Origin of the sequence: Mycolicibacterium phocaicum, assembly GCF_010731115.1 — a bacterium.
GTDB classification, from domain to species: Bacteria; Actinomycetota; Actinomycetes; order Mycobacteriales; family Mycobacteriaceae; genus Mycobacterium; species Mycobacterium phocaicum.
The window spans coordinates 3069047-3088054 of sequence record NZ_AP022616.1; the positions used below are offsets into that span (position 1 = coordinate 3069047).

21 protein-coding genes and 1 riboswitch are annotated in these 19008 nt (G+C 69.3%); of the genes, 10 read left to right on the forward strand and 11 right to left on the reverse strand.

Annotated elements, in window-relative coordinates:
- Positions 1-115: 115 nt before the first annotated feature.
- Complete coding sequence (locus G6N46_RS14770; protein ID WP_407665109.1) at positions 116-1858, forward strand: MFS transporter; 1743 nt, start codon at positions 116-118, stop codon at positions 1856-1858.
- Positions 1855-2337: a DUF2771 domain-containing protein gene (locus G6N46_RS14775; RefSeq protein WP_138247918.1), complete on the forward strand. Its 483-nt coding sequence runs from the start codon at positions 1855-1857 to the stop codon at positions 2335-2337. Before G6N46_RS14770 ends, G6N46_RS14775 begins: the two co-directional genes overlap by 4 nt.
- Before the next feature lies 1 nt (position 2338).
- On the opposite strand, the gene G6N46_RS14780 is transcribed toward G6N46_RS14775, so the two are convergent.
- The gene (locus G6N46_RS14780) at positions 2339-3343 is read right to left on the reverse strand and encodes a glutathione S-transferase family protein (RefSeq protein ID WP_138247917.1); all 1005 of its coding nucleotides are present in this window, start codon (positions 3341-3343) and stop codon (positions 2339-2341) included.
- 83 nt (positions 3344-3426) lie between these two features.
- Entirely contained in the window at positions 3427-3837 is a 411-nt protein-coding gene (locus G6N46_RS14785) for a cold-shock protein (RefSeq protein WP_053854517.1), read from the reverse strand.
- Positions 3838-3986: 149 nt separating this feature from the next.
- Here G6N46_RS14785 and G6N46_RS14790 point away from each other — a divergent pair, with 149 nt between their 5' ends.
- The 4 genes from G6N46_RS14790 to G6N46_RS14805 all read left to right on the forward strand — a co-directional run bounded on the left by G6N46_RS14790 (position 3987) and on the right by G6N46_RS14805 (position 7267).
- Positions 3987-4391, forward strand: coding sequence for a YccF domain-containing protein (locus G6N46_RS14790; protein WP_064859312.1), 405 nt, complete (start codon positions 3987-3989; stop codon positions 4389-4391).
- Positions 4388-5449, forward strand: coding sequence for a GTP 3',8-cyclase MoaA (gene moaA / locus G6N46_RS14795; protein ID WP_138247916.1), 1062 nt, complete (start codon positions 4388-4390; stop codon positions 5447-5449). Before G6N46_RS14790 ends, moaA begins: the two co-directional genes overlap by 4 nt.
- A gap of 2 nt (positions 5450-5451) precedes the next feature.
- Positions 5452-5709: a MoaD/ThiS family protein gene (locus G6N46_RS14800; RefSeq protein WP_082934726.1), complete on the forward strand. Its 258-nt coding sequence runs from the start codon at positions 5452-5454 to the stop codon at positions 5707-5709.
- 234 nt (positions 5710-5943) lie between these two features.
- Positions 5944-6116: riboswitch (cyclic di-AMP (ydaO/yuaA leader) on the forward strand.
- A gap of 8 nt (positions 6117-6124) precedes the next feature.
- A complete protein-coding gene (locus G6N46_RS14805) occupies positions 6125-7267 on the forward strand; it encodes a transglycosylase family protein (protein ID WP_138247915.1) in 1143 nt (380 codons plus the stop codon).
- 251 nt (positions 7268-7518) lie between these two features.
- On the opposite strand, the gene G6N46_RS14810 is transcribed toward G6N46_RS14805, so the two are convergent.
- The 4 genes from G6N46_RS14810 to G6N46_RS14825 are packed head-to-tail and all read right to left on the reverse strand — an operon-like array spanning position 7519 to position 9081.
- Positions 7519-7941: a molybdenum cofactor biosynthesis protein MoaE gene (locus G6N46_RS14810; RefSeq protein ID WP_061006994.1), complete on the reverse strand. Its 423-nt coding sequence runs from the start codon at positions 7939-7941 to the stop codon at positions 7519-7521.
- Entirely contained in the window at positions 7938-8417 is a 480-nt protein-coding gene (locus G6N46_RS14815; RefSeq protein WP_061006993.1) for a MogA/MoaB family molybdenum cofactor biosynthesis protein, read from the reverse strand. The genes G6N46_RS14810 and G6N46_RS14815 overlap by 4 nt, the downstream gene beginning before the upstream one ends.
- A complete protein-coding gene (gene moaC / locus G6N46_RS14820) occupies positions 8414-8854 on the reverse strand; it encodes a cyclic pyranopterin monophosphate synthase MoaC (protein WP_234880535.1) in 441 nt (146 codons plus the stop codon). The genes G6N46_RS14815 and moaC overlap by 4 nt, the downstream gene beginning before the upstream one ends.
- Positions 8855-8895: 41 nt before the next feature.
- The gene (locus G6N46_RS14825; RefSeq protein ID WP_061006992.1) at positions 8896-9081 is read right to left on the reverse strand and encodes a hypothetical protein; all 186 of its coding nucleotides are present in this window, start codon (positions 9079-9081) and stop codon (positions 8896-8898) included.
- Between the two features lie 65 nt (positions 9082-9146).
- Between G6N46_RS14825 and G6N46_RS14830 the strand changes: the two genes are divergently transcribed.
- The 3 genes from G6N46_RS14830 (at position 9147) to G6N46_RS14840 (ending at position 14815) form a co-directional block, all read left to right on the forward strand.
- Positions 9147-11384: a helicase-associated domain-containing protein gene (locus G6N46_RS14830; RefSeq protein ID WP_138247913.1), complete on the forward strand. Its 2238-nt coding sequence runs from the start codon at positions 9147-9149 to the stop codon at positions 11382-11384.
- A 107-nt stretch (positions 11385-11491) separates the two neighbouring features.
- On the forward strand, positions 11492-13141 hold the full coding sequence (locus G6N46_RS14835) for a DNA repair helicase XPB (RefSeq protein ID WP_138247912.1): 1650 nt from the start codon (positions 11492-11494) through the stop codon (positions 13139-13141).
- A gap of 78 nt (positions 13142-13219) precedes the next feature.
- On the forward strand, positions 13220-14815 hold the full coding sequence (locus G6N46_RS14840; protein ID WP_138247911.1) for a GMC oxidoreductase: 1596 nt from the start codon (positions 13220-13222) through the stop codon (positions 14813-14815).
- Here the strand turns inward: G6N46_RS14840 and G6N46_RS14845 are convergent.
- The 4 genes from G6N46_RS14845 to G6N46_RS14860 all read right to left on the reverse strand — a co-directional run bounded on the left by G6N46_RS14845 (position 14796) and on the right by G6N46_RS14860 (position 17372).
- Complete coding sequence (locus G6N46_RS14845) at positions 14796-15134, reverse strand: cupin domain-containing protein (protein ID WP_061006989.1); 339 nt, start codon at positions 15132-15134, stop codon at positions 14796-14798. The genes G6N46_RS14840 and G6N46_RS14845 overlap by 20 nt on opposite strands.
- Positions 15135-15181: 47 nt before the next feature.
- Complete coding sequence (locus G6N46_RS14850; RefSeq protein ID WP_131808797.1) at positions 15182-15556, reverse strand: hypothetical protein; 375 nt, start codon at positions 15554-15556, stop codon at positions 15182-15184.
- 95 nt (positions 15557-15651) lie between these two features.
- Positions 15652-16374 (reverse strand): YqjF family protein, encoded by a 723-nt coding sequence (locus G6N46_RS14855; RefSeq protein ID WP_064859736.1) that lies wholly within the window; start codon positions 16372-16374, stop codon positions 15652-15654.
- A 5-nt stretch (positions 16375-16379) separates the two neighbouring features.
- Complete coding sequence (locus G6N46_RS14860; protein ID WP_064859737.1) at positions 16380-17372, reverse strand: LLM class F420-dependent oxidoreductase; 993 nt, start codon at positions 17370-17372, stop codon at positions 16380-16382.
- Positions 17373-17476: 104 nt separating this feature from the next.
- Here G6N46_RS14860 and G6N46_RS14865 point away from each other — a divergent pair, with 104 nt between their 5' ends.
- Positions 17477-17782 carry a type VII secretion target gene (locus G6N46_RS14865; protein ID WP_061004862.1) on the forward strand — a complete coding sequence of 102 codons (306 nt, stop codon included), beginning with the start codon at positions 17477-17479 and terminating at the stop codon, positions 17780-17782.
- Here G6N46_RS14865 and G6N46_RS14870 read toward each other — a convergent pair.
- Complete coding sequence (locus G6N46_RS14870; RefSeq protein WP_138247910.1) at positions 17779-19008, reverse strand: DUF7373 family lipoprotein; 1230 nt, start codon at positions 19006-19008, stop codon at positions 17779-17781. The genes G6N46_RS14865 and G6N46_RS14870 overlap by 4 nt on opposite strands.

The following is a 19008-nucleotide window of genomic DNA, read 5'->3' on the forward strand; positions in this document are numbered from 1 at the left end:
CCGATTCGGTGTCATTGGGCATGTCCATCGTGATCAATACTGCCTGACCACCCAGGACAAGGCCACACCGCCTGCCTGCGCGCCGCCGTCGGCAGCATGGGGAACAATCGTGCCCATGAGTGGACCGCGGGATGCCGGGAGGTCGGGGGATCCCCGTTACTACCCGCCGCGCCCACCGCGCCGCGAGGACGAAGAGCATCCGGGCATGGCCAATTACCCGAGCGATCCTGGTCAAGCCCGCCGCAGGCCGCCGCCGCGGGGGTCCTCGTCGCACAGCGACAACCGCTGGCTGCCGCCGCTCGATGACGATCACCACGACGGCCATGGCTACGACCGTGGATACGACGACGGCTACGACGACCGGCGCCGCGATGACGACGACCGGCGCCGCGGTCCCGCGGGCGGCGAGAAGATCACCGTCACCCGTGCCGCCGCGCAGCGCAGCCGTGAGATGGGCACCAAGGTGTACGGGCTGGTGCACCGGGCCGCGACGGCCGACGGCGCCGACAAATCCGGTCTGACGGCACTGACGTGGCCTGTCGTCGCGAACAACGCGCTCGATGCGGCGATGGGCATCGCGCTGGCCAACACGCTGTTCTTCGCGGCGGCCTCGGGCGAGTCCAAGAGCAAGGTGGCGCTGTACCTGCTCATCACCATCGCGCCGTTCGCGGTGATCGCGCCGCTCATCGGGCCGGCGCTGGACCGCGTGCAGCACGGCCGGCGCGTCGCCCTGGCGGTGTCGTTCGCGCTGCGCGTGGTGCTGGCGCTGGTGCTGATCGGCAACTACGACGGCGCCACGGGCAGCTATCCACCGTGGGTGCTCTACCCCTGCGCGCTGGGCATGATGGTGCTGTCCAAGTCGTTCAGCGTGCTGCGCAGCGCCGTGACGCCACGTGTGCTGCCACCGACGATCGACCTGGTCCGGGTCAATTCCCGGCTCACCATGTTCGGCCTGCTCGGCGGAACCGGGCTGGGCGGTGGCGTCGCGGCCGCGTTCGAGTACACCTTCGGCCTGATGCATCTGCCGGGCGCGCTCTACGTCGTCGCCGTCGTGGCGGTCGCGGGCGCCGTCCTGACGATGCGCATCCCCAAGTGGGTCGAGGTCACCGAGGGTGAGGTGCCGGCGACGCTGTCGTATCACGCGCCGACCGAGCAGCTACGGCATCCGCATCACGACAAATCCCCGCGACAGCCGTTGGGCCGCAACATCATCACGTCGCTGTGGGGCAACTGCACCATCAAGGTGCTCGTCGGCTTCCTGTTCCTGTACCCCGCGTTCGTCGCCAAGTCGCATGACGCGGGTGCGTGGGAACAGCTGAAGATCCTCGGTCTCATCGGCGCCGCCGCGGGCATCGGGAACTTCGCCGGCAACATCGCCAGTGCCCGGCTCAAACTGGGACATCCCGCGCAGGTGGTCGTGCGCGCAACCGTCATCGTCACCGCTTCCGCCATCGCCGCCGCGGTGGCCGGCAATCTCATGGTGGCCGCGGCCGCCGCGCTGATTACCTCGGCCGCCACGGCGATCTCCAAGGCGTCGCTGGACGCGTCGCTTCAGCACGACCTGCCCGAGGCCTCCCGGGCGTCGGCGTTCGGCCGGTCCGAGTCGGTGCTGCAGTTGGCCTGGGTGGTCGGCGGCGCCGTCGGTGTGCTGATCTATACCGACCTCTGGGTCGGGTTCACCGCGGTCAGCGCCCTGCTGATCCCCGGGCTGGCCCAGACCCTCGTGAGCTACAACGGTGGCTCACTGATCCCGGGCTTCGGCGGCAACCGGCCCGTACTAGCCGAGCAGGAGGGCCCCGTGCCTCAACGACAGACCGATCCCACAGTGCCCCGCGGGGCGCGTCAAGGATGGATATGAAACGAGTTTTCGCGCTGTTGGCAGTGGTCGCGGTGCTGTCGGCGACGGCCACGGGTGTCCTGGTCTGGCGGCTGACGCGGCACCAGGGCCCCGACTTCCCCGAGATCAGCGCCTTCACCGACGGCCAGCTGACCCGCATCGGGCCGTACCGCTACTGCGACGTCCATCTGAAGGCGTGCGACGTCCCCGCGACGACGGGCGAACTGCACGTCACGGCGCGGCACCCCATTCAGCTGTCCGTGCCGCAGCCTGTGGCGCGGGCGCCGTGGGTGCTGCTGCTCGCCTATGAGGACGGCGGTTCCACGGTCAGCGAGTTCCGGCCGAACCAGCGGCTGGCCGTGACCATCCCGACCGTCGACCCCCATCACGGCAAGCTGCTCGGACTCGCCGTCCAACTGCCCACGCTGGCAAGGGATTCCGACGGCAACGAGTTCCCGCTGCCGCACGCCGAATGGTCCGTGCGGACCGTCTGGCCCTGACCTACTCAGCGCCGTGACCGGCCGGCACCCGCTCGCCTTCGCGAACCGGCCCGGGCGGCGTGCCGTCACCGAAAGGCCTGCCGCCCAACGCTTCCCGGCCGTGCGGCGTCAGCCAATTGGCCAACACGGGACCCTTCGGCACGATCTGCGTCGGATTGATGTCGGCGTGCACGATGTAGTAATGCTGCTTGATCTGCACGAAGTCGACGGTGTCACCGAAGCCGGGCGTCTGGAACAGGTCCCGGGCGTATGCCCACAGCACCGGCATCTCGGCGAGCTTGGACCGATTGCACTTGAAGTGCCCGTGATAGACGGGGTCGAACCGGGCCAGCGTGGTGAACAGCCGCACGTCGGCCTCGGTGATGGTGTCCCCCACCAGATACCTTTGGCCGCTGAGCCTTTCGGTCAGCCAGTCCAGCGCGGTGAACAGCCGGTCGTAGGCGGCGTCGTACGCCTCCTGTGACCCCGCGAACCCGCAACGGTAGACGCCGTTGTTGACCTCGGTGTAGACGCGCTTGGCAACGCTGTCGATCTCGTCGCGCAGGTGCTCCGGATACAGCTGCGGCGCACCTTCGCGGTGGTACTCCGTCCACTCGGTGGACAGATCCAGCGTCATCTGCGCGAAGTCGTTGGTCACGACGGCACCGGTGGGCACGTCGACGATCGCGGGCACCGTGATGCCCTTGGGGTAGTCCGGGTCGCGCTTGAAGTACGCGTCCTGCAGCCGCGGGATTTTCAGCACCGGGTCGACACCACCGGGGTCCAGGTCGAACGTCCAGCTGCGCTGATCGTGCGTCGGGCCGCAAAAGCCAATGGAGAGAACATCTTCCAGGCCCAGCAACCGGCGCACAATGATGGCGCGATTGGCCCAGGGACACGCCCTGGCGACGATCAACCGGTACCGGCCGGGTTCCACGGGAAACCCGTCACGGCCGTCGGCCGTTATCCGGGTGCTGATGTAGTTCGTGTCGCGGGTGAACTCAGAACCTGGGTTGACGTAGGTCACGTCCCCAGTCTGCCCGCCCAGAGTTGGCTTGTGTGCGAGAAATCAGCCGGCTCTCGAACACAAGCCAACGTTCGGCGCGTGGATCAGGCGTCGAGTTCGCGGGCGACGGCCTTGACCACCTCGGACACCTTGCGGGCGGTCTTGCGGTCGGGGTAACGACCCCGGCGCAGCTCGGACTGCACGACGTCCTCGAGGAGGGTGATCATGTCCGACACCATGCCGTGCAGCTCGTCGGGCGTGTGCTTGTGCTCCGGCGCCGCGGCCTCGCGACGGGTGCGCGACAGGCTCGGCGGCGGGTCGATCAGCTTGAGGCTCAGCGCCTGCGGACCGCGACGTCCGGCCGCGACACCGAACTCGACGCGCTGTCCGGCCTTGAGACCTTCAACCCCGGCGGGCAGCGCCGAAGACCGGACGTAGACGTCCTCGCCCTCTTCCTGGGAGAGGAAGCCGAAGCCCTTCTCCGTGTCGTACCACTTAACCCGGCCGCTTGGCACTGGTCTCACCTGCTCGTTCTCAACATACGGTTACATAACGAAAGCGCCCCACCTCCGCAGGACGCGTTGCCGTTGATTCTACTCGGCCACCTCAGATCGCAGCATCCCCATTACTCGGTAGGCTGAAGGTTCTATGTAGAGGAGGTGACATGCGCCTGATCCTGAACATCATCTGGCTGGTTTTCGGCGGCTTCTGGCTGGCGCTCGGCTACTTCCTTGCAGCCCTGATCTGCTTCGTTCTCATCGTCACCATCCCGTTCGGTGTCGCGGCGGCCCGCATCGGCGTCTACGCGCTGTGGCCGTTCGGCCAGACCGTCGTCGACAAGCCCGGCCCGCGCCCCGGGGCCTTGGTCGGCAACGTCATCTGGCTGGTGTTGTGCGGCTGGTGGCTGGTGCTCGGCCACATCGCCACCGCCATCGCGCAGGCCATCACCATCGTAGGTATCCCGCTAGCGCTGGCCAACCTCAAGCTGATCCCGGTGTCGCTGCTGCCCTTGGGCAAGCAGATCGTCCCGGTCGATCAGACGCACCCCGCACCAGCCTGGCAGCAATGACCCTCACGCCACTCGGCCTGCCCACCGTCACGCGGCCCGTCGGCCCGGCCCCGGCATCCGGGCCGCTGATCGACACGTACGGCCGCGTTGCCGCCGATCTGCGGGTATCGCTCACCGACCGCTGCAACCTGCGTTGCACCTATTGCATGCCGGCCGAGGGCCTGGACTGGTTGCCCGGCGCCGACCTGCTCACTCCCGAAGAGCTCACCCGGCTGATCCGGGTGGCCGTGACGCGCCTGGGCATCACGGGCGTGCGGTTCACCGGCGGTGAGCCGCTGCTGGTTCCACATCTGGAGGAAGTGGTCGCGGCGACAGCCGCGTTGCAGCCGCGGCCGGCCATGGCCGTGACGACCAACGGCATCGGACTCGCCAAACGCGCCGCAGCGCTGAAGAAGGCCGGCCTGAATCGCGTCAACGTCTCCCTCGACACCCTGGACCCGGACCGCTTCGCGGCCATCACGCGACGTCGGCGACTGCCCGAGGTGCTCGACGGCCTGGCCGCCGCGAAGGCGGCGGGGCTGAGTCCGGTCAAGGTCAACGCGGTGCTCGATCCGGAAACCGGCTTGGACGACGCCCCGGCGCTGTTGCGCTTCTGCCTCGAGCACGGATACCAGCTGCGCATCATCGAGCAGATGCCGCTCGACGCCGGGCATCACTGGCAGCGGGGTTCGGTCCTGCAGGCCGACCAGATTCTGGCGGCGCTGCGGCGCGAATTCAGCTTGCGCCCGGACCCGGCGCCGCGGGGTTCCGCCCCGGCCGAGCTGTGGCAGGTGCACGACAACGGCGCGGTGCTCGGCACCGTCGGCGTCATCGCGTCCGTCTCGGCCGCATTCTGCGGCACATGCGACCGCACCCGGCTCACGGCCGACGGTCAGGTGCGCAGCTGTCTGTTCTCACAGCAGGAGACGGATCTGCGGGCGTTGCTGCGCGGCGGCGCGGACGACGATGCGGTGGAGGCCGCCTGGCGGGCCGCGATGTGGGCCAAGCCGGCGGGCCATGGAATAAACGATCCGGGTTTCGTCCAGCCGGACCGCCCGATGAGCGCGATCGGCGGCTGACGGTGGCGGATTTGGTGGTGACGGTGCGCTATTTCGCCGCCGCGAAGGCCGCAACCGGAATCGAGACCGAAACGTTGCAGCTCAATGAGGGTGTAACCGTCCGCGATCTGGTGAACTCCATTGGTACACGTGGGGCAGATGTGGCAAAAGTGCTCTCACGCTGCTCATTTCTGCGCGACGGCGTCGCCGTGCGCGATCTGGACACCGCGCTCGCCACGGGCGGGACGCTCGATGTCCTACCCCCCTTCGCCGGCGGCTAATTGTGAAATGCCTCACATAACGAAACGGTAACGACCTGGCTGCGGCGCCCCTGACCGGCATCGATACCTGCGAAAACGCCGAATCAGCCAGCGGCTTTAAAGTCCTCTCATAATTTGCTCGGGCCCGAAACGCCCGAAATCGGTCGAGGTGACGGAACCCACCTGACCCGATACCGTCGTCTCTCAAGCCAGAGCGACCCTTTGGCACCCGCACTTGAAACGCCTAGCTCCATCCATCAGGTGCGGCCGACGACAACCCGTGGATGGAGGCGGGGGACCCAACCGGTCCACCGAGGAAATCAGGACCAGGAGCCTCGGCTCCTTGGGGTGAAGCCTGCTCTGCAGGCCGGGCAACCTCTCCAGCCCGAACCCGACAGCTGACCTCGCAGGCGTTGACGAGAGGACTGCTTTTTTCATGAGTGGACGCCACCGCAAACCGACCACGTCCAGCGTCTCTGTCGCCAAGATCGCCTTCACCGGCGCGGTTCTTGGTGGCGGCAGCATCGCCCTCGCCGCACAGGCCGCCGCCGCGACCGACGGCGAATGGGACAAGGTAGCCCGCTGCGAATCCGGCGGGAACTGGGCCATCAACACCGGCAACGGCTACCAGGGCGGGCTGCAGTTCTCGCCCAGCACCTGGAGCGCCCACGGCGGTGGCGAGTACGCGCCCGCCGCCAACATGGCCAGCAAGGACCAGCAGATCGCCGTCGCCGAGCGCGTCCTGGCGAGCCAGGGCCGTGGCGCCTGGCCGGTCTGCGGCACCGGCCTGTCCGGTTCCACCCCGCGCAACGTCGTGAAGAACAACCCGGCGCCGGCCCCGGCCGCCACGCTGGACAACCCCGAACTCAACGCCCCGGCCGATCCGGCTCCGGTGCAAGAGGCCGCCGCTCCGCTCGACGCGCCGCTGCCGGAGGCCCCCGAGGGCCCCGCGATCGTCAACGTCTCCAACGAGATCCCCGCCCCCGAGGCCCCCGTCCTGGACGCGCCCGAGGCTCCCGCGCCCGCCCCCGAGGCCCCCGCCCCGGCCCCTGAGGCTCCTGCCCCGGCTCCCGAGGCACCCGTCGTCGAAGCGCCCGCCCCGGAAGCTCCGGTCGAGGCCCCGGCGCCCGTGATCCAGGCCGCCAACTGGGACACCAGCGAGGCCCCCGCCGAGAACGGCGCGTGGGCCCTGCACGCGAAGCAGGACCTGCCGGCCGACCCGGCCCCCGTCGTCGACGCCCCGGCGCCGGCCCCCGCTCCGGTTGCCGATGCCGCGGCTCCCGCCCCGGCCGCCCCGGTCGCGCTGCAGACCCCGCCGGACGGCACGCCGCACCTCGCCAGCCCGACCAACCTGCCCCCGGGTTCGACCATGGATGCGCCCGAGACGGGTGACAGCGCCAACATGAGCTACCTGAAGCAGCTGTGGCACGCGGTCCAGAACAACGACATCTCCGGTCGTGACGCCCTGCTCGCCGTCGCCTCGACGCGGACCGGCGCACCGGGCGGCAGCATCTCGGCCCCGCCGAACGCTCCGGCGCCCGGCCCGGCCCCGATCGTCGACGCCCCTCCGGCTCCGTAATACGTACATAGAGAAATCGCCCCGGTCATTCGACCGGGGCGATTTTTTTCGTGGCCAGTCAGTGCAGGGCGCCGGCGAAAGTACGTGAGTGCAATCGGGGAGCGGTCAGACGGCGGTCATTGCGCTCAGGGACCGCCGACGGCCGAAACACGTACCTGGCTTCAGTCACGGCAGCTGCGCGCGCCTGGTGATTGAAGCCAGGTACTTGCGCGCCAGCCTTTCCTCGGCGAGCGAAGAGCAGGCCTCGGGGCTCAGGCCGAGCCGACCCATTCGTCGGTGCCGTCGGTGAAGAACTGGTGCTTCCAGACGGGCAGCCGCTCCTTGACGGTGTCGACCAGCAGCGCGCAGGTACGGAATGCCGCGGCGCGGTGATCGGCCGATACCGCCGCGACAAGGGCGGCGTCGCCGATGTTGAGCACCCCGATCCGGTGGCTGACCGCGATGGCGCGCACGCCTTCGGAGGCGGCGGCGACGTCGGCGGCGACCTCGGCCAGCACCGCCGCGGCCGACGGGTGCGCCGAGTACTCCAGCCGCGTCACCCCGCGGCCGCCGTCGTGGTTGCGCACGACACCCGCGAAGCTCACGACGGCTCCCGCGGCGCTGTGGTCGACCAGGGCCTCGTGGGACGCGACGTCGATCGGCGATTCACTGAGGTCGGCGCGCAGCACGCTCATCCGGCATGGTCCTTTCCGCCGAGCTGGTCGAGCGCGTGGTCCAGTACCCCGGCCAGCACCCCCAGCCCGTCCTTCACTCCTCCGGACGAACCCGGCAGGTTGACGATCAGCGTCCGGCCGGCGACGCCGCACACCCCGCGGGACAGCACCGAGGTCGGGACGTGCGGCAGCCCGGACCGACGGATCGCGTCGGCGAGCCCGGGGATCTGGTAGTCCAGCACCTCGAGCGTCGCCTGCGGCGTGGCGTCGGTCGGGGAGATTCCCGTACCGCCCGAGGTGAGGACGACGTCCACGTCGTCGGCGATGGCGCGGCGCAGTTCGGCGCCGACCGGCTCGCCGTCGGTGACGACGACCGGTGCGGGCACGTCGAACCCGCGTTCCGCGAACCAGGCGACGATGAGCGGGCCGGTGCGGTCCGCGTAGACGCCGGCAGCGGCGCGGGTGGAGGCGATGACGACGCGGGCGGTGCGGCTCACGACTGTTCCCGCTCCCAGAGGCCGGTCTTGCCGCCTTCCTTGCGCAGCACCCGGATGTCGTCGATGCGCGCGGCCGGGTCGACGGCCTTGATCATGTCGTACAGCGTCAGCGCCGCGACGCTGACCGCCGTGAGGGCTTCCATCTCGACGCCGGTGCGGTCGGTGGTGCGCACGGTCGCGGTGATGCCGATGGCGTCGCCGTCCGCACCGGTCTCGAAGGCCACCTCGACCTTGGTCAGTGCCAGCTGGTGGCACAGCGGGATCAGGTCGCTGGTGCGCTTGGCGGCCATGATGCCGGCGACGCGGGCGGTCGCGAGCGCGTCACCTTTGGGCAGTCCACCGCTGGTGATGAGGTCGACGACGTCAGCGCGGGTGCGCAGGACGCCCGCCGCGACGGCGGTGCGCCGGGTGGCGTCCTTGGCGGACACGTCCACCATGTGGGCCGCACCCGATTCGTCCAGGTGCGAGAGCTCCACGGCTACTTGTTGACGACGGTGACCGGGTGCATGTACGGCAGCTTCTCGGCCGGCAGCGGGAACTCCAGATCGCCGAACGGCGAGAGCGCGCCGGTACGGTCGGTTGCCAGCTCGCTCACGGCGTGGTCGTCGCCGGACACCTCGGGCCAGCCATTGTCGACGTACTGGTTCTTCTTCTTCTCAGCCACGGAGACATTGTGGCAGGCCCCGCGCCCGCTGGCGAGGCCGGGAGGCTGCTTTACGCTGGTCAGCAATGATCGACGATTCCCCGGGTGTGCCGCTGGGCTCCTGGCTGGCCGACATGTCGGACGCGCAGCTGGTGCAGCTGCTCAGCGTCCGGCCCGACCTCACGCAACCGCCGCCGGCGACCCTGTCCGCGCTGGCGGCCCGCGCCCAGTCCCGGCAATCGGTCAAGGCCGCGACCGACGATCTCGATTTTCTGCAGCTCGCCGTGCTGGACGCGCTGCTGACGCTGCAGGCCACCACCATCGCCGTGCCGACCGGCGCGCTGTTCCAGTTGCTGGCTGGGCGCGCCAACAAGAAGGTCGTCACCTCGGCGCTCGACGAGCTGCGCACCCGCGGGCTGGTGTGGGGCGCCGACACGGTGCGGGTGGTCTCGGAGGCGGCGTCGGTGCTGCCCTGGTATCCGGGGCAGGTCACCGTCGAGGACCCAGACGCCGACGGCATCGCCGCGAAGCTGGCCGCCATCGATACGCCGCAGCGGGACCTGCTCGAGCGGCTGGCCGACGGGTCGCCGATCGGCCGGACCAAGGATGCGGCGCCGGGGACCGCACCCGACCGTCCGGTGCCGCAGCTGATCGCGGCCGGACTGCTGCGCCCGATCGACGACGAGACGGTGATCCTGCCACGGCTCGTCGGCCAGGTCCTGCGGGGACAGGCGCCGGGGCCGACGACGCTGACGCCGCCGACACCCTCGACTCCGGTCTTGGCCGAGAAGGATGTCGACGCGGCCGCGGCCGGCTCGGCCATCGACCTGCTGCGTGAAGTCGAACTGGTTCTCGAAACCCTCTCGGCGACACCGGTTCCCGAGCTGCGCAGCGGCGGCCTCGGGGTGCGCGACGCCAAGCGGCTGACCAAGGTCACCGGGATCGACGAAGGCCGGCTCTCGCTGATCCTGGAACTGTGCGCGTCGGCGACGCTGATCGCATCGGGCATCCCCGACTCGGACGACTACGACGACGGCCCCTACTGGGCGCCGACCGTCGCCGCGGACCGATTCATCGAATCGAGTGCCGCCACGCGCTGGCACCTGCTGGCCACCACCTGGCTGGACCTGCCTTGCCGTCCCGGGCTGGTGGGTAAGCGCGGGCCCGACGGCAAGCCGTATGCCGCCCTGACCAATGCGCTGTATTCGTCGGCCGCGCCGCTGGACCGCCGGCTGCTGCTGACGGTGCTCGCCGAACTGCCGCCGGGCGGCACCATGGACACCGCCACCGCCTCGGCAGCGATGCTGTGGCGCCGGCCGCGCTGGACCGCCCGTCTGCAACCCGAGCCGACCGACGAATTGCTCACCGAGGCACACGCTTTGGGCATGGTCGGCCGCGGCGCGCTCGCCGGGCCGATCCGGATGCTGCTGGCCGGCGCACCCGAAGAGGACGTCGTTGCCGCGATGGCGGCGGCACTGCCCGACCCGATCGACCATTTCCTGCTGCAGGCCGATCTGACAGTCGTCGTCCCCGGGCCGCTCGAACGCGACCTCGCCGACCAGCTGGCGACCGTCGCCGACATCGAATCCGCCGGGGCCGCAACGGTTTACCGCATCAGCGAGCAGTCCATCCGGCGTGCCCTCGATACCGGCAGGACCGCCAGCGAGATCCACACCCTGTTCGCCCGGCACTCCAAGACGCCGGTGCCGCAGGGCCTCACCTATCTGATCGACGACGTCGCCCGCCGGCACGGACAGCTGCGGGTCGGCATGGCGTCGTCGTTCATCCGGTGTGAGGACCCGGCGCTGCTGGCACAGGCGCTGGCCTCCCCCACGCTCGAGCAGTTGAGCCTGCGGGCCCTGGCCCCCACCGTCGCGGTGTCACCAGCGCCGATCGCCGACGTGCTGGCCGGACTGCGCACCGCCGGCTTCGCGCCGGCCGCCGAGGACTGGTCGGGCACCATCGTCGACCTGCGCCCGCTCGGCGCGCGGGTGTCCACGCCGATCCACCGGCGCACCTTCCGGCACCCGCAGGCACCGAACGAGAAGACTCTCGGCGCCATCGTCGCCGTCCTGCGCCAGACCGGCCGCGGCGGCAACGGGGAGCGACTGGACCCGGCGGCCGCGATCTCGCTGCTGACCGACGCCGCGGTGACCCAGTCGTCGGTGGTGATCGGGTACGTCGACGCCGCCGGGGTGGCCACGCAGCGCGTGGTGGCGCCGGTGAACGTGCGCGGCGGCCAGCTGACTGCCTACGACCCGGCCGCCGGCCGGGTCCGCGAATTCGCGATCCACCGGGTGACCTCGGTGGTCGCGCCGGAATAGGGAGTTTCGGGTTCGCGTTTCCCTCGCGAGCGGTGGAAATGGACCACTCGCGCGCGTCTGGATAATGGATCGGATGGCCTGCGAGCAATTGATGGAGTGGATGGCGCATGACTGACGGACCCCTGATCGTCCAGTCGGACAAGACCGTGCTGCTCGAGGTCGACCACGAGCAGGCCGGGGCGGCACGCGCGGCGATCGCGCCGTTCGCCGAACTGGAGCGCGCGCCCGAGCACGTGCACACCTACCGCATCACGCCGCTGGCGCTGTGGAACGCGCGCGCCGCGGGCCACGACGCCGAGCAGGTGGTCGACGCGCTGGTGTCGCACTCGCGGTACGCGGTGCCGCAGCCGCTGCTGGTCGACATCGTCGACACGATGGGCCGCTACGGGCGGCTGCAGCTGGTGAAGCACCCGGCGCACGGGTTGACGCTCGTGAGCCTGGACCGGGCCGTGCTGGCCGAGGTGCTGCGCAACAAGAAGATCACCCCGATGCTGGGCGCCCAGATCGACGACGACACCGTCATCGTCCACCCGTCCGAGCGCGGCCGCGTCAAGCAGATGCTGCTCAAGATCGGTTGGCCCGCAGAGGATTTGGCGGGTTACGTCAACGGCGAGGCGCACCCGATCACGCTGGAGCAGGACACCTGGAAGCTGCGCGACTACCAGGAGCTGGCCGCGGATTCGTTCTGGGCCGGTGGGTCGGGCGTCGTGGTGCTCCCCTGTGGCGCGGGCAAGACGATGGTCGGCGCTGCGGCCATGGCCAAGGCGGGTGCGACGACGCTGATCCTGGTGACCAACACCGTCGCCGGACGCCAGTGGAAGCGCGAGCTGATCGCGCGCACCTCGTTGACCGAAGAGGAGATCGGCGAATACTCCGGCGAGCGCAAGGAGATTCGGCCCGTCACCATCGCGACGTATCAGGTGATCACCCGGCGCACCAAGGGTGAGTACAAGCACCTGGAGCTGTTCGACAGCCGCGACTGGGGGCTGATCATCTACGACGAGGTGCACCTGCTGCCCGCCCCGGTGTTCCGGATGACGGCCGATCTGCAGTCCCGCCGCCGACTCGGCTTGACCGCCACACTGATTCGCGAAGACGGTCGCGAGGGCGACGTGTTCTCACTCATCGGGCCAAAGCGGTACGACGCCCCGTGGAAGGACATCGAGGCACAGGGCTGGATCGCGCCGGCCGAGTGCGTCGAGGTCCGGGTCACCATGACCGAGAACGAGCGCATGACGTACGCGACGGCCGAGCCCGAGGAGCGCTACAAGCTGTGCTCGACGGCGCACACCAAGATCGCGGTGGTGAAGTCGATCCTGGCCCGGCATCCCGACGAGCCGACGCTGGTGATCGGCGCCTACCTGGACCAGCTGGAAGAGCTCGGCCAGGAGTTGGACGCCCCGGTGATCCAGGGCTCGACCAAGAACGCCGAACGCGAGGCACTGTTCGACCAGTTCCGGTCGGGCGAGATCCGCACCCTGGTGGTGTCGAAGGTCGCCAACTTCTCCATCGACCTGCCGGAAGCCTCTGTTGCCGTTCAGGTTTCGGGCACATTCGGATCGCGTCAGGAAGAGGCCCAGCGCCTGGGCCGGCTGCTGCGCCCGAAGGCCGACGGTGGCGGCGCGGTGTTCTACTCGGTGGTCTCGCGCGACAGCCTCGACGCCGAGTACGCCGCGCACCGGCAGCGCTTCCTGGCCGAGCAAGGCTACGGCTACGTCATCAAGGACGCCGACGACCTGTTGGGGCCGGCTATTTAGCCAGTCCCAGCAATCGGATGCGGCCGTGACCGCCGGGACATACGCTCTTCGCAGTTCGCCCACCTGCGGAGGTCACTGATGACGTACGACTATGACTGGCTGGTCATCGGCTCCGGCTTCGGCGGCAGCGTCTCGGCGCTGCGGCTGGCCGAAAAGGGTTATCGCGTAGCGGTTCTCGAATGCGGCCGCCGATTCGAGGACGCCGACTTCGCGGATGAGACCAAGGATGCCAAGAACTACTACTGGGCACCGCAGGTCGGGATGCGCGGCATCCTCCGGCTGACGCTGTTCAAGGACATCTTCATCGGCTCCGGCTGCGGTGTCGGCGGTGGCAGCCTGGGCTATGCGAACACGCTGTACCGGGCGTTCCCGAATTTCTACGAGAGCCCGCAGTGGAAGGGGCTGGCCGACTGGGAGACCGAACTAGCGCCGCACTACGACGAAGCCGAACGGATGCTCGGCGTCACCGAGTACGACGACGACGGCCCCGCGGACCTGCTGTTGAAGGAGTACAGCGAGTCGATCGGCGTCGGCGACACCTACCGCCGTACGCGGGTGGGGGTGTTCCTCGGCCAGCCCGGCAAGACGGTGGCCGACCCGTACTTCGACGGCGACGGACCCGACCGAACGGGCTGCATCAAGTGCGGGTCGTGCATGGTCGGCTGCCGCCACGGCGCCAAAAACACCCTGCGCAAGAACTACCTGTGGTTCGCCGAGAAGCTCGGCGTGAAGATTTTCAGCGAACGGTCGGTGACCGACATCAAGCCGCTCGACGCCCGTGGTGCCACGGGATACGAAGTGACACACCAGAAGAGCGGCGCGCTCGGCAAGCGGTCGGCCGAGAAACTGCGCGCCCGCGGGGTCGTCGTCGCAGCCGGGGCGCTGGGCACCAACCGCCTCCTGCAGCGCTGCAAGCTCGGCGGTTCGCTACCGAACATCTCCGACCGCCTCGGGTACGTGGTGCGCACCAACAGCGAATCGATCATGGCGGTGATGGCACCCAAGGACTACCCCGACGACTTCACCCACTCGATCGCGATCACGTCGAGCATCTACACCGACCCCGCCACCCACATCGAGGTCGTCACATACGGCAAGGGCGGCGACAGCCAGTCGCTGCTGTTCAACCTGATGATCGAGGCGGGCAAGCGCGGCACCCGGCCGCTTCACTTCCTGGCCGCCGCCGCGAAGAACCCGAAGGCAGCGCTGGCGGCCTGGAAGATCAAGGACACTTCGCGCCGCGTGATCATCCTGCTGGTCATGCAGTCCATCGACAATGCGATGCGCCTGAAGGTCAAGATGCGGCTCCCGAACGGCAACGTCGCCCTGACCACCGAGCAGGATCCCGACAACCCCAACCCGGACTTCGTGCCCGCCGCCTACGACGCGGCGAAATGGTTCGCGCGCCGCATGGGCGGCGTCGCCTATTCCGGTGTGACAGAAGGCATTTTCGCGATCCCGTCGACGGCGCACATCCTCGGCGGCGCGGTGATCGGCGCCTCTCCTGAGACCGGTGTCGTCGACAGCCGGAGCCACGTCTTCGGCTACGAGAACCTGCTGGTCACCGATGGCGCGGCAGTCCCGGCCAACGTCGGAGCCAATCCGAGCCTGACGATCACCGCGCTCGCCGAGCGCGCGATGACCTTCATTCCGGCTAACGCGCCGGCTGTTTGACCACGGTCAGCAGCACCACCGAGTCGGCGAGCGCCTTCAGGCTGTGCCGAGTGGGCGGGATGATGATGTGGTCGCCGGCCATGCCGTCCCAGCTGGCCTGTTCGGCGACGAGGCGCACCCGCCCCTGCAGCACCTGAAGCGTGGCCTCGCCGGGGCTCTCGTGTTCGCCCAACTCATTGCCGTCGGCGAGAGCGATCAGCGTCTGCCGCAACGCGTGCTCGTGGCCGCCGAAGACCGTGTGCGCGCTGCGCCCGCCATTCCCGTTCTTCGCGGCGTCCAGATGCTGACGGGCGAGCGCGGTCAAAGAGATCTTCTCCATGATCTGACTATCCGCCTCAGCAATGCCCGTGGCGACCCTTTGGCGGTTTAAATCACGCGCAGCGAATCCCCCTCGCCCGGGAAGCGACGACGCAGTGCGTCGAGCATCCGCTGCACCTCCAGGACCCTGCGGCGCAGCGCCAGCAGCGTCTCCGACGGGAGTTCGGCCGCCGACCCCGTGGCGGCTTGGGCGCGCCGGGATCGCCGCTCCGCCAACGTCATCTGGTCCTCCAGATCGGCGATCTCGTCCAGCAGCAGGGCCGCGAACAGGCGCGATTGCGCCAGGTCGGCCCGGTGCGCGGGAGCGGGACCGGCACTGACCCGCGGCCGGCCACTCACGACGCCGGGGCGCACCGTGCGCCGACTGGACACGGCGTTGGAAGGGATCGGCACCGCACCGGCTCGGAGTCCGGAATCACGCATCGTCGGCAACATGGCGCAATGATCAGCGAGACTGCACCTTTGCGCTACCAGCCGTTCATCTTCCGGACCGGAATCGGACACCTTCGAGTAAAGGCTCAACGAAGCGCGGTCGGCCGCCCGAAACGGGCCAGCACGCCCGGCGAGAACAGCGCGCGCAACGGCGGACCCACCGGCACCACCCCGCTGGCCGGCACCAGATCGTCGGTCAGCTCGACCACCTCGGCCTGTTGCAGCGGCCAGGTGGGATGTTCGTTGGGCACCCACCACGTCCGGCCGGCCTTGCGGGTGTGCGCGCCCCACCGAGCCGTCAGCCACACCTCCAAGGGCGAGGGTTCGACGGGCGCACCGATCGCGACGTCGGCCAGGGTGCGCAGGCCCCGCTCGGGCCACCGGCGCGTGCCCGAGTAGGTGATCCGGTCACCGGTGCGGGTGACGCGCAGTTTGGCCCAGGTGTAGGGCACACCCATGCCGAGCCGCGTCGCCCCCACGACCGCCAGCCGCGTCGTCTCCAGCGACCGGAACAGCACGCCGTGCCGGCCGGCGGCGTCGACCGAGTACAGCCGCACGTTGGTTTCGGCGAAGGTGCCGAAGTACGGCAACGGCACACCGCCGGCCACCGCCGAGCGGTGCATGACGAACGGCACCAGGCCGACGTACGTCAGCCCGTCGGAGAAGATGTCCGGCGCGGTGCCGGGCGGATACAGGTGCGCGACGCTCGCCGGGTCGACGGGCCAGTGCAGGAACGTGAGGTCACCCCAGAACTGCTGCACCCACACCGGCGGCCGCAGCGGCGGTGCGTCGACCAGAAATCCGTCCACGGTGGCTAGTCACTGAGCGCGGGAATGACCTCGCGCTCGAAAGCCTCGATGCTCGACCTGTCGTATGCGGCCTCAGGGAAGTACAGGATCGCGTACGCGCAGCCGAGATCCTTGATCTTCTGCAGCTTCGCGATGACCTGTTCGGTTGTGCCGCAAGCAGAATCGGGCGATGTCAGGTTTTTCACCATCGCGTCGACGGCGGCTTCGTGCGCGACGGTGACCTGGCGATCCCGGATGCGCGCGATGCGGGCCGCGACGTCGTCCTCGGACTCACCGATCACCACGTTGAAGTTGGCCGAGCGGACGATGCCGTCGTAGTCGGTGCCGACCTCACGGCAGTGCTGTTGCAGCACTTCGGATTTGTGCGCGAAGCCGTCGGGCTCAGAGGTGAAGTTGGTGTACTGCGCGTACTTCGCGGCGATCTTCAGCGTCACCTTCTCGCCGCCGCCCGCGATCCACAGCGGAATGCCGTTGTCCTGCAACGGCCTCGGTTGCACGATGGCGCCGTCGACCTGGTAGTGCCTGCCGTCGAAGCTCACCACCCCGTCGCGCCAGGCGGTGCGCATGATCTGTACGCCTTCGTCGAGCCGGGCCAGCCGCACACCGGCCGACGGGAAGCCGTAACCGTAAGCGCGCCATTCGTGTTCGTACCAGCCGCCACCGATGCCCATCTGGACCCGGCCACCGGAGATGATGTCGGTGGTCGCCGCGACCTTCGCCAGATACGCGGGGTTGCGGTAGCTGATCGCGGTACACATCTGACCGAGCTTGATCCGCGAGGTCGTCGCCGCGTAGGCCGCCATCAGCGTCCACGCCTCGTGCGTGGCCTCCGCGGTCGGCATCGGCACGGTGTGGAAATGGTCGTAGACCCACAGCGAATCCCAGGGTCCGCCGTCGGCGTGCGCGGCCAGATCGCGCATCACCTGCCAGTGGTCCTGCGGGGCGATCCCCACCAGATCGAGACGCCAACCTTGCGGGATGAACAATCCGAAGCGCATGGCCCCGACTTTAGGCCGAACGGCGATCGCACGGCCAGGCCCGAGCACGCCGCTCCACGAAACAGCGTCGGGAACCGTCGCGGTACGGGCTTAGGCTGAAGTCCATGGCCCCCGAATTGCACGTCGATCCGCAGGTGCTGACTGCCGCGGCGAGCACCATGACCTCGTGCGGCTCGGCCGTCGGCGAAGCCAAGCCGGGAGAACCCCTGAACTCGGCCGCGGCCGGCATGTCGGGGCTCGCCTCCGGCGCCGCCTGCCAGCGCGTCGCCCCGGTGCTGAACACCGACTGCCAGAACCTGGGCAAGGCCATCACGGGCTTCGCCGACTCACTGCGCACCGCGGCCACCAAGTACCAGAGCACCGACGCCGCGGCGGGCAACGCCATCGGCAAGACCATGCCGGGACGCTAAGGCGTCAACAGCATCTTGTACTGCGCCGCCGTCTCCTGGCGTGCACCGGTGGCATCGGCGTTGTGCACTGCGATGACGGTGTCGTTCAGCGCCGCAAAGCAATAGAACATCGAACCGTTGGTCATCGTCGGATCCATCTCGGATTGGACGCAGCGGCTGCCCGGCAGGAAGTCGACGGCATTGGCCGGCCGCGTCGACACCTCGGTGCGCCCGGTGAGATCGGCCAGGTCGTCAACCAACTTCTTGGCGGCCGCCGCGTCTTTCACGCGATAGAGGATCGTCTGGTCATACGTCATCTCCCGCAGCCCTGCGGCCTCCAACAGCGGTGCGGCCCCGGCCGGATCGTCCTGAAAATGGAGCGCGGCCCGCGGCAGGTAACCGCCGACCTTGGCGTCGGGCAGCCGGGAAGACGGCGGATCGGGAAAAGTCGGGGGCGGCATGGTGTGCGACAACATGCCCGACGGATCCACCGCCAGCGCCGCGAACTTCGCCGGATCGGTCGGCACGAATTGGTCGATGCGCGGCATCTGCGCGGTCAGCGCGGCGGCGACGGCCGTTGCCGCGGCGTCCTGGTCCGGCGCGTAGACCAACTGTGTCAGCACATACGGACCGTGCGGCGTGAACGCGTAGAGCGTGACCGGCTGATCCGGCCCGGCGTCAAGGTTCGAGCCGAGCGTGACGGCTCGCGCGTCCGGGTGCCCACTGATCGGCACCGGGTGATCCAAGGTCGGCGTCAGCCCGGCGACCGCGCCTGCCAGATCCGCGGCGGCCGCGCCTGCCGCGGCTGCGTCGGGGAACCGTAGGACGGCGTTCATCAACCGCCACCGGTCGGGGTCCTGCCGGTCGGACGCGAAGCCGTAGAGCATGTTGTGGGCGCCGGCGGTGCTCGCCACCGCGGCGGGCAGGATCGTGCCGAGGGCCGGCGCGCCGGGGATCACGACGGCCCGGGATTGGCCGGGCACCACCATCTGCGGATCGATCTCCCAGGGCCCCACGACGTCGTCGGCCAACCGGCGCGCATCGATCAAGGCCCCGGTCGACATGACACCCGCCGTGCCCAAGGGCGGCGTCGGAGTCACCGGGAAGTTCCCGCTGCCGAGCAGGCTCGCGTCAACGACGGACGACGGCGGCCCACCGGCCGGTTTCTCGGCCTGTCCCGGCTCGGAGTTGGCACAGCCGCCCACGACCACCGCTGCGAGTAGCACCGCGAGGTGCCGCCGGGACAT

Bases quoted from the DNA above. Each gene is read 5' to 3' on its own strand.
- G6N46_RS14770 (WP_407665109.1), top strand. From the start codon at position 116: ATGAGTGGACCGCGGGATGCCGGGAGGTCGGGGGATCCCCGTTACTAC.
- G6N46_RS14775 (WP_138247918.1), top strand. From the start codon at position 1,855: ATGAAACGAGTTTTCGCGCTGTTGGCAGTGGTCGCGGTGCTGTCGGCG.
- G6N46_RS14790 (WP_064859312.1), top strand. From the start codon at position 3,987: ATGCGCCTGATCCTGAACATCATCTGGCTGGTTTTCGGCGGCTTCTGG.
- moaA (WP_138247916.1), top strand. From the start codon at position 4,388: ATGACCCTCACGCCACTCGGCCTGCCCACCGTCACGCGGCCCGTCGGC.
- G6N46_RS14805 (WP_138247915.1), top strand. From the start codon at position 6,125: ATGAGTGGACGCCACCGCAAACCGACCACGTCCAGCGTCTCTGTCGCC.
- G6N46_RS14810 (WP_061006994.1), bottom strand. From the start codon at position 7,941: ATGAGCGTGCTGCGCGCCGACCTCAGTGAATCGCCGATCGACGTCGCG.
- moaC (WP_234880535.1), bottom strand. From the start codon at position 8,854: ATGGTGGACGTGTCCGCCAAGGACGCCACCCGGCGCACCGCCGTCGCG.
- G6N46_RS14830 (WP_138247913.1), top strand. From the start codon at position 9,147: ATGATCGACGATTCCCCGGGTGTGCCGCTGGGCTCCTGGCTGGCCGAC.
- G6N46_RS14835 (WP_138247912.1), top strand. From the start codon at position 11,492: ATGACTGACGGACCCCTGATCGTCCAGTCGGACAAGACCGTGCTGCTC.
- G6N46_RS14840 (WP_138247911.1), top strand. From the start codon at position 13,220: ATGACGTACGACTATGACTGGCTGGTCATCGGCTCCGGCTTCGGCGGC.
- G6N46_RS14845 (WP_061006989.1), bottom strand. From the start codon at position 15,134: ATGGAGAAGATCTCTTTGACCGCGCTCGCCCGTCAGCATCTGGACGCC.
- G6N46_RS14850 (WP_131808797.1), bottom strand. From the start codon at position 15,556: ATGCGTGATTCCGGACTCCGAGCCGGTGCGGTGCCGATCCCTTCCAAC.
- G6N46_RS14860 (WP_064859737.1), bottom strand. From the start codon at position 17,372: ATGCGCTTCGGATTGTTCATCCCGCAAGGTTGGCGTCTCGATCTGGTG.
- G6N46_RS14865 (WP_061004862.1), top strand. From the start codon at position 17,477: ATGGCCCCCGAATTGCACGTCGATCCGCAGGTGCTGACTGCCGCGGCG.
- G6N46_RS14870 (WP_138247910.1), bottom strand. From the start codon at position 19,008: ATGTCCCGGCGGCACCTCGCGGTGCTACTCGCAGCGGTGGTCGTGGGC.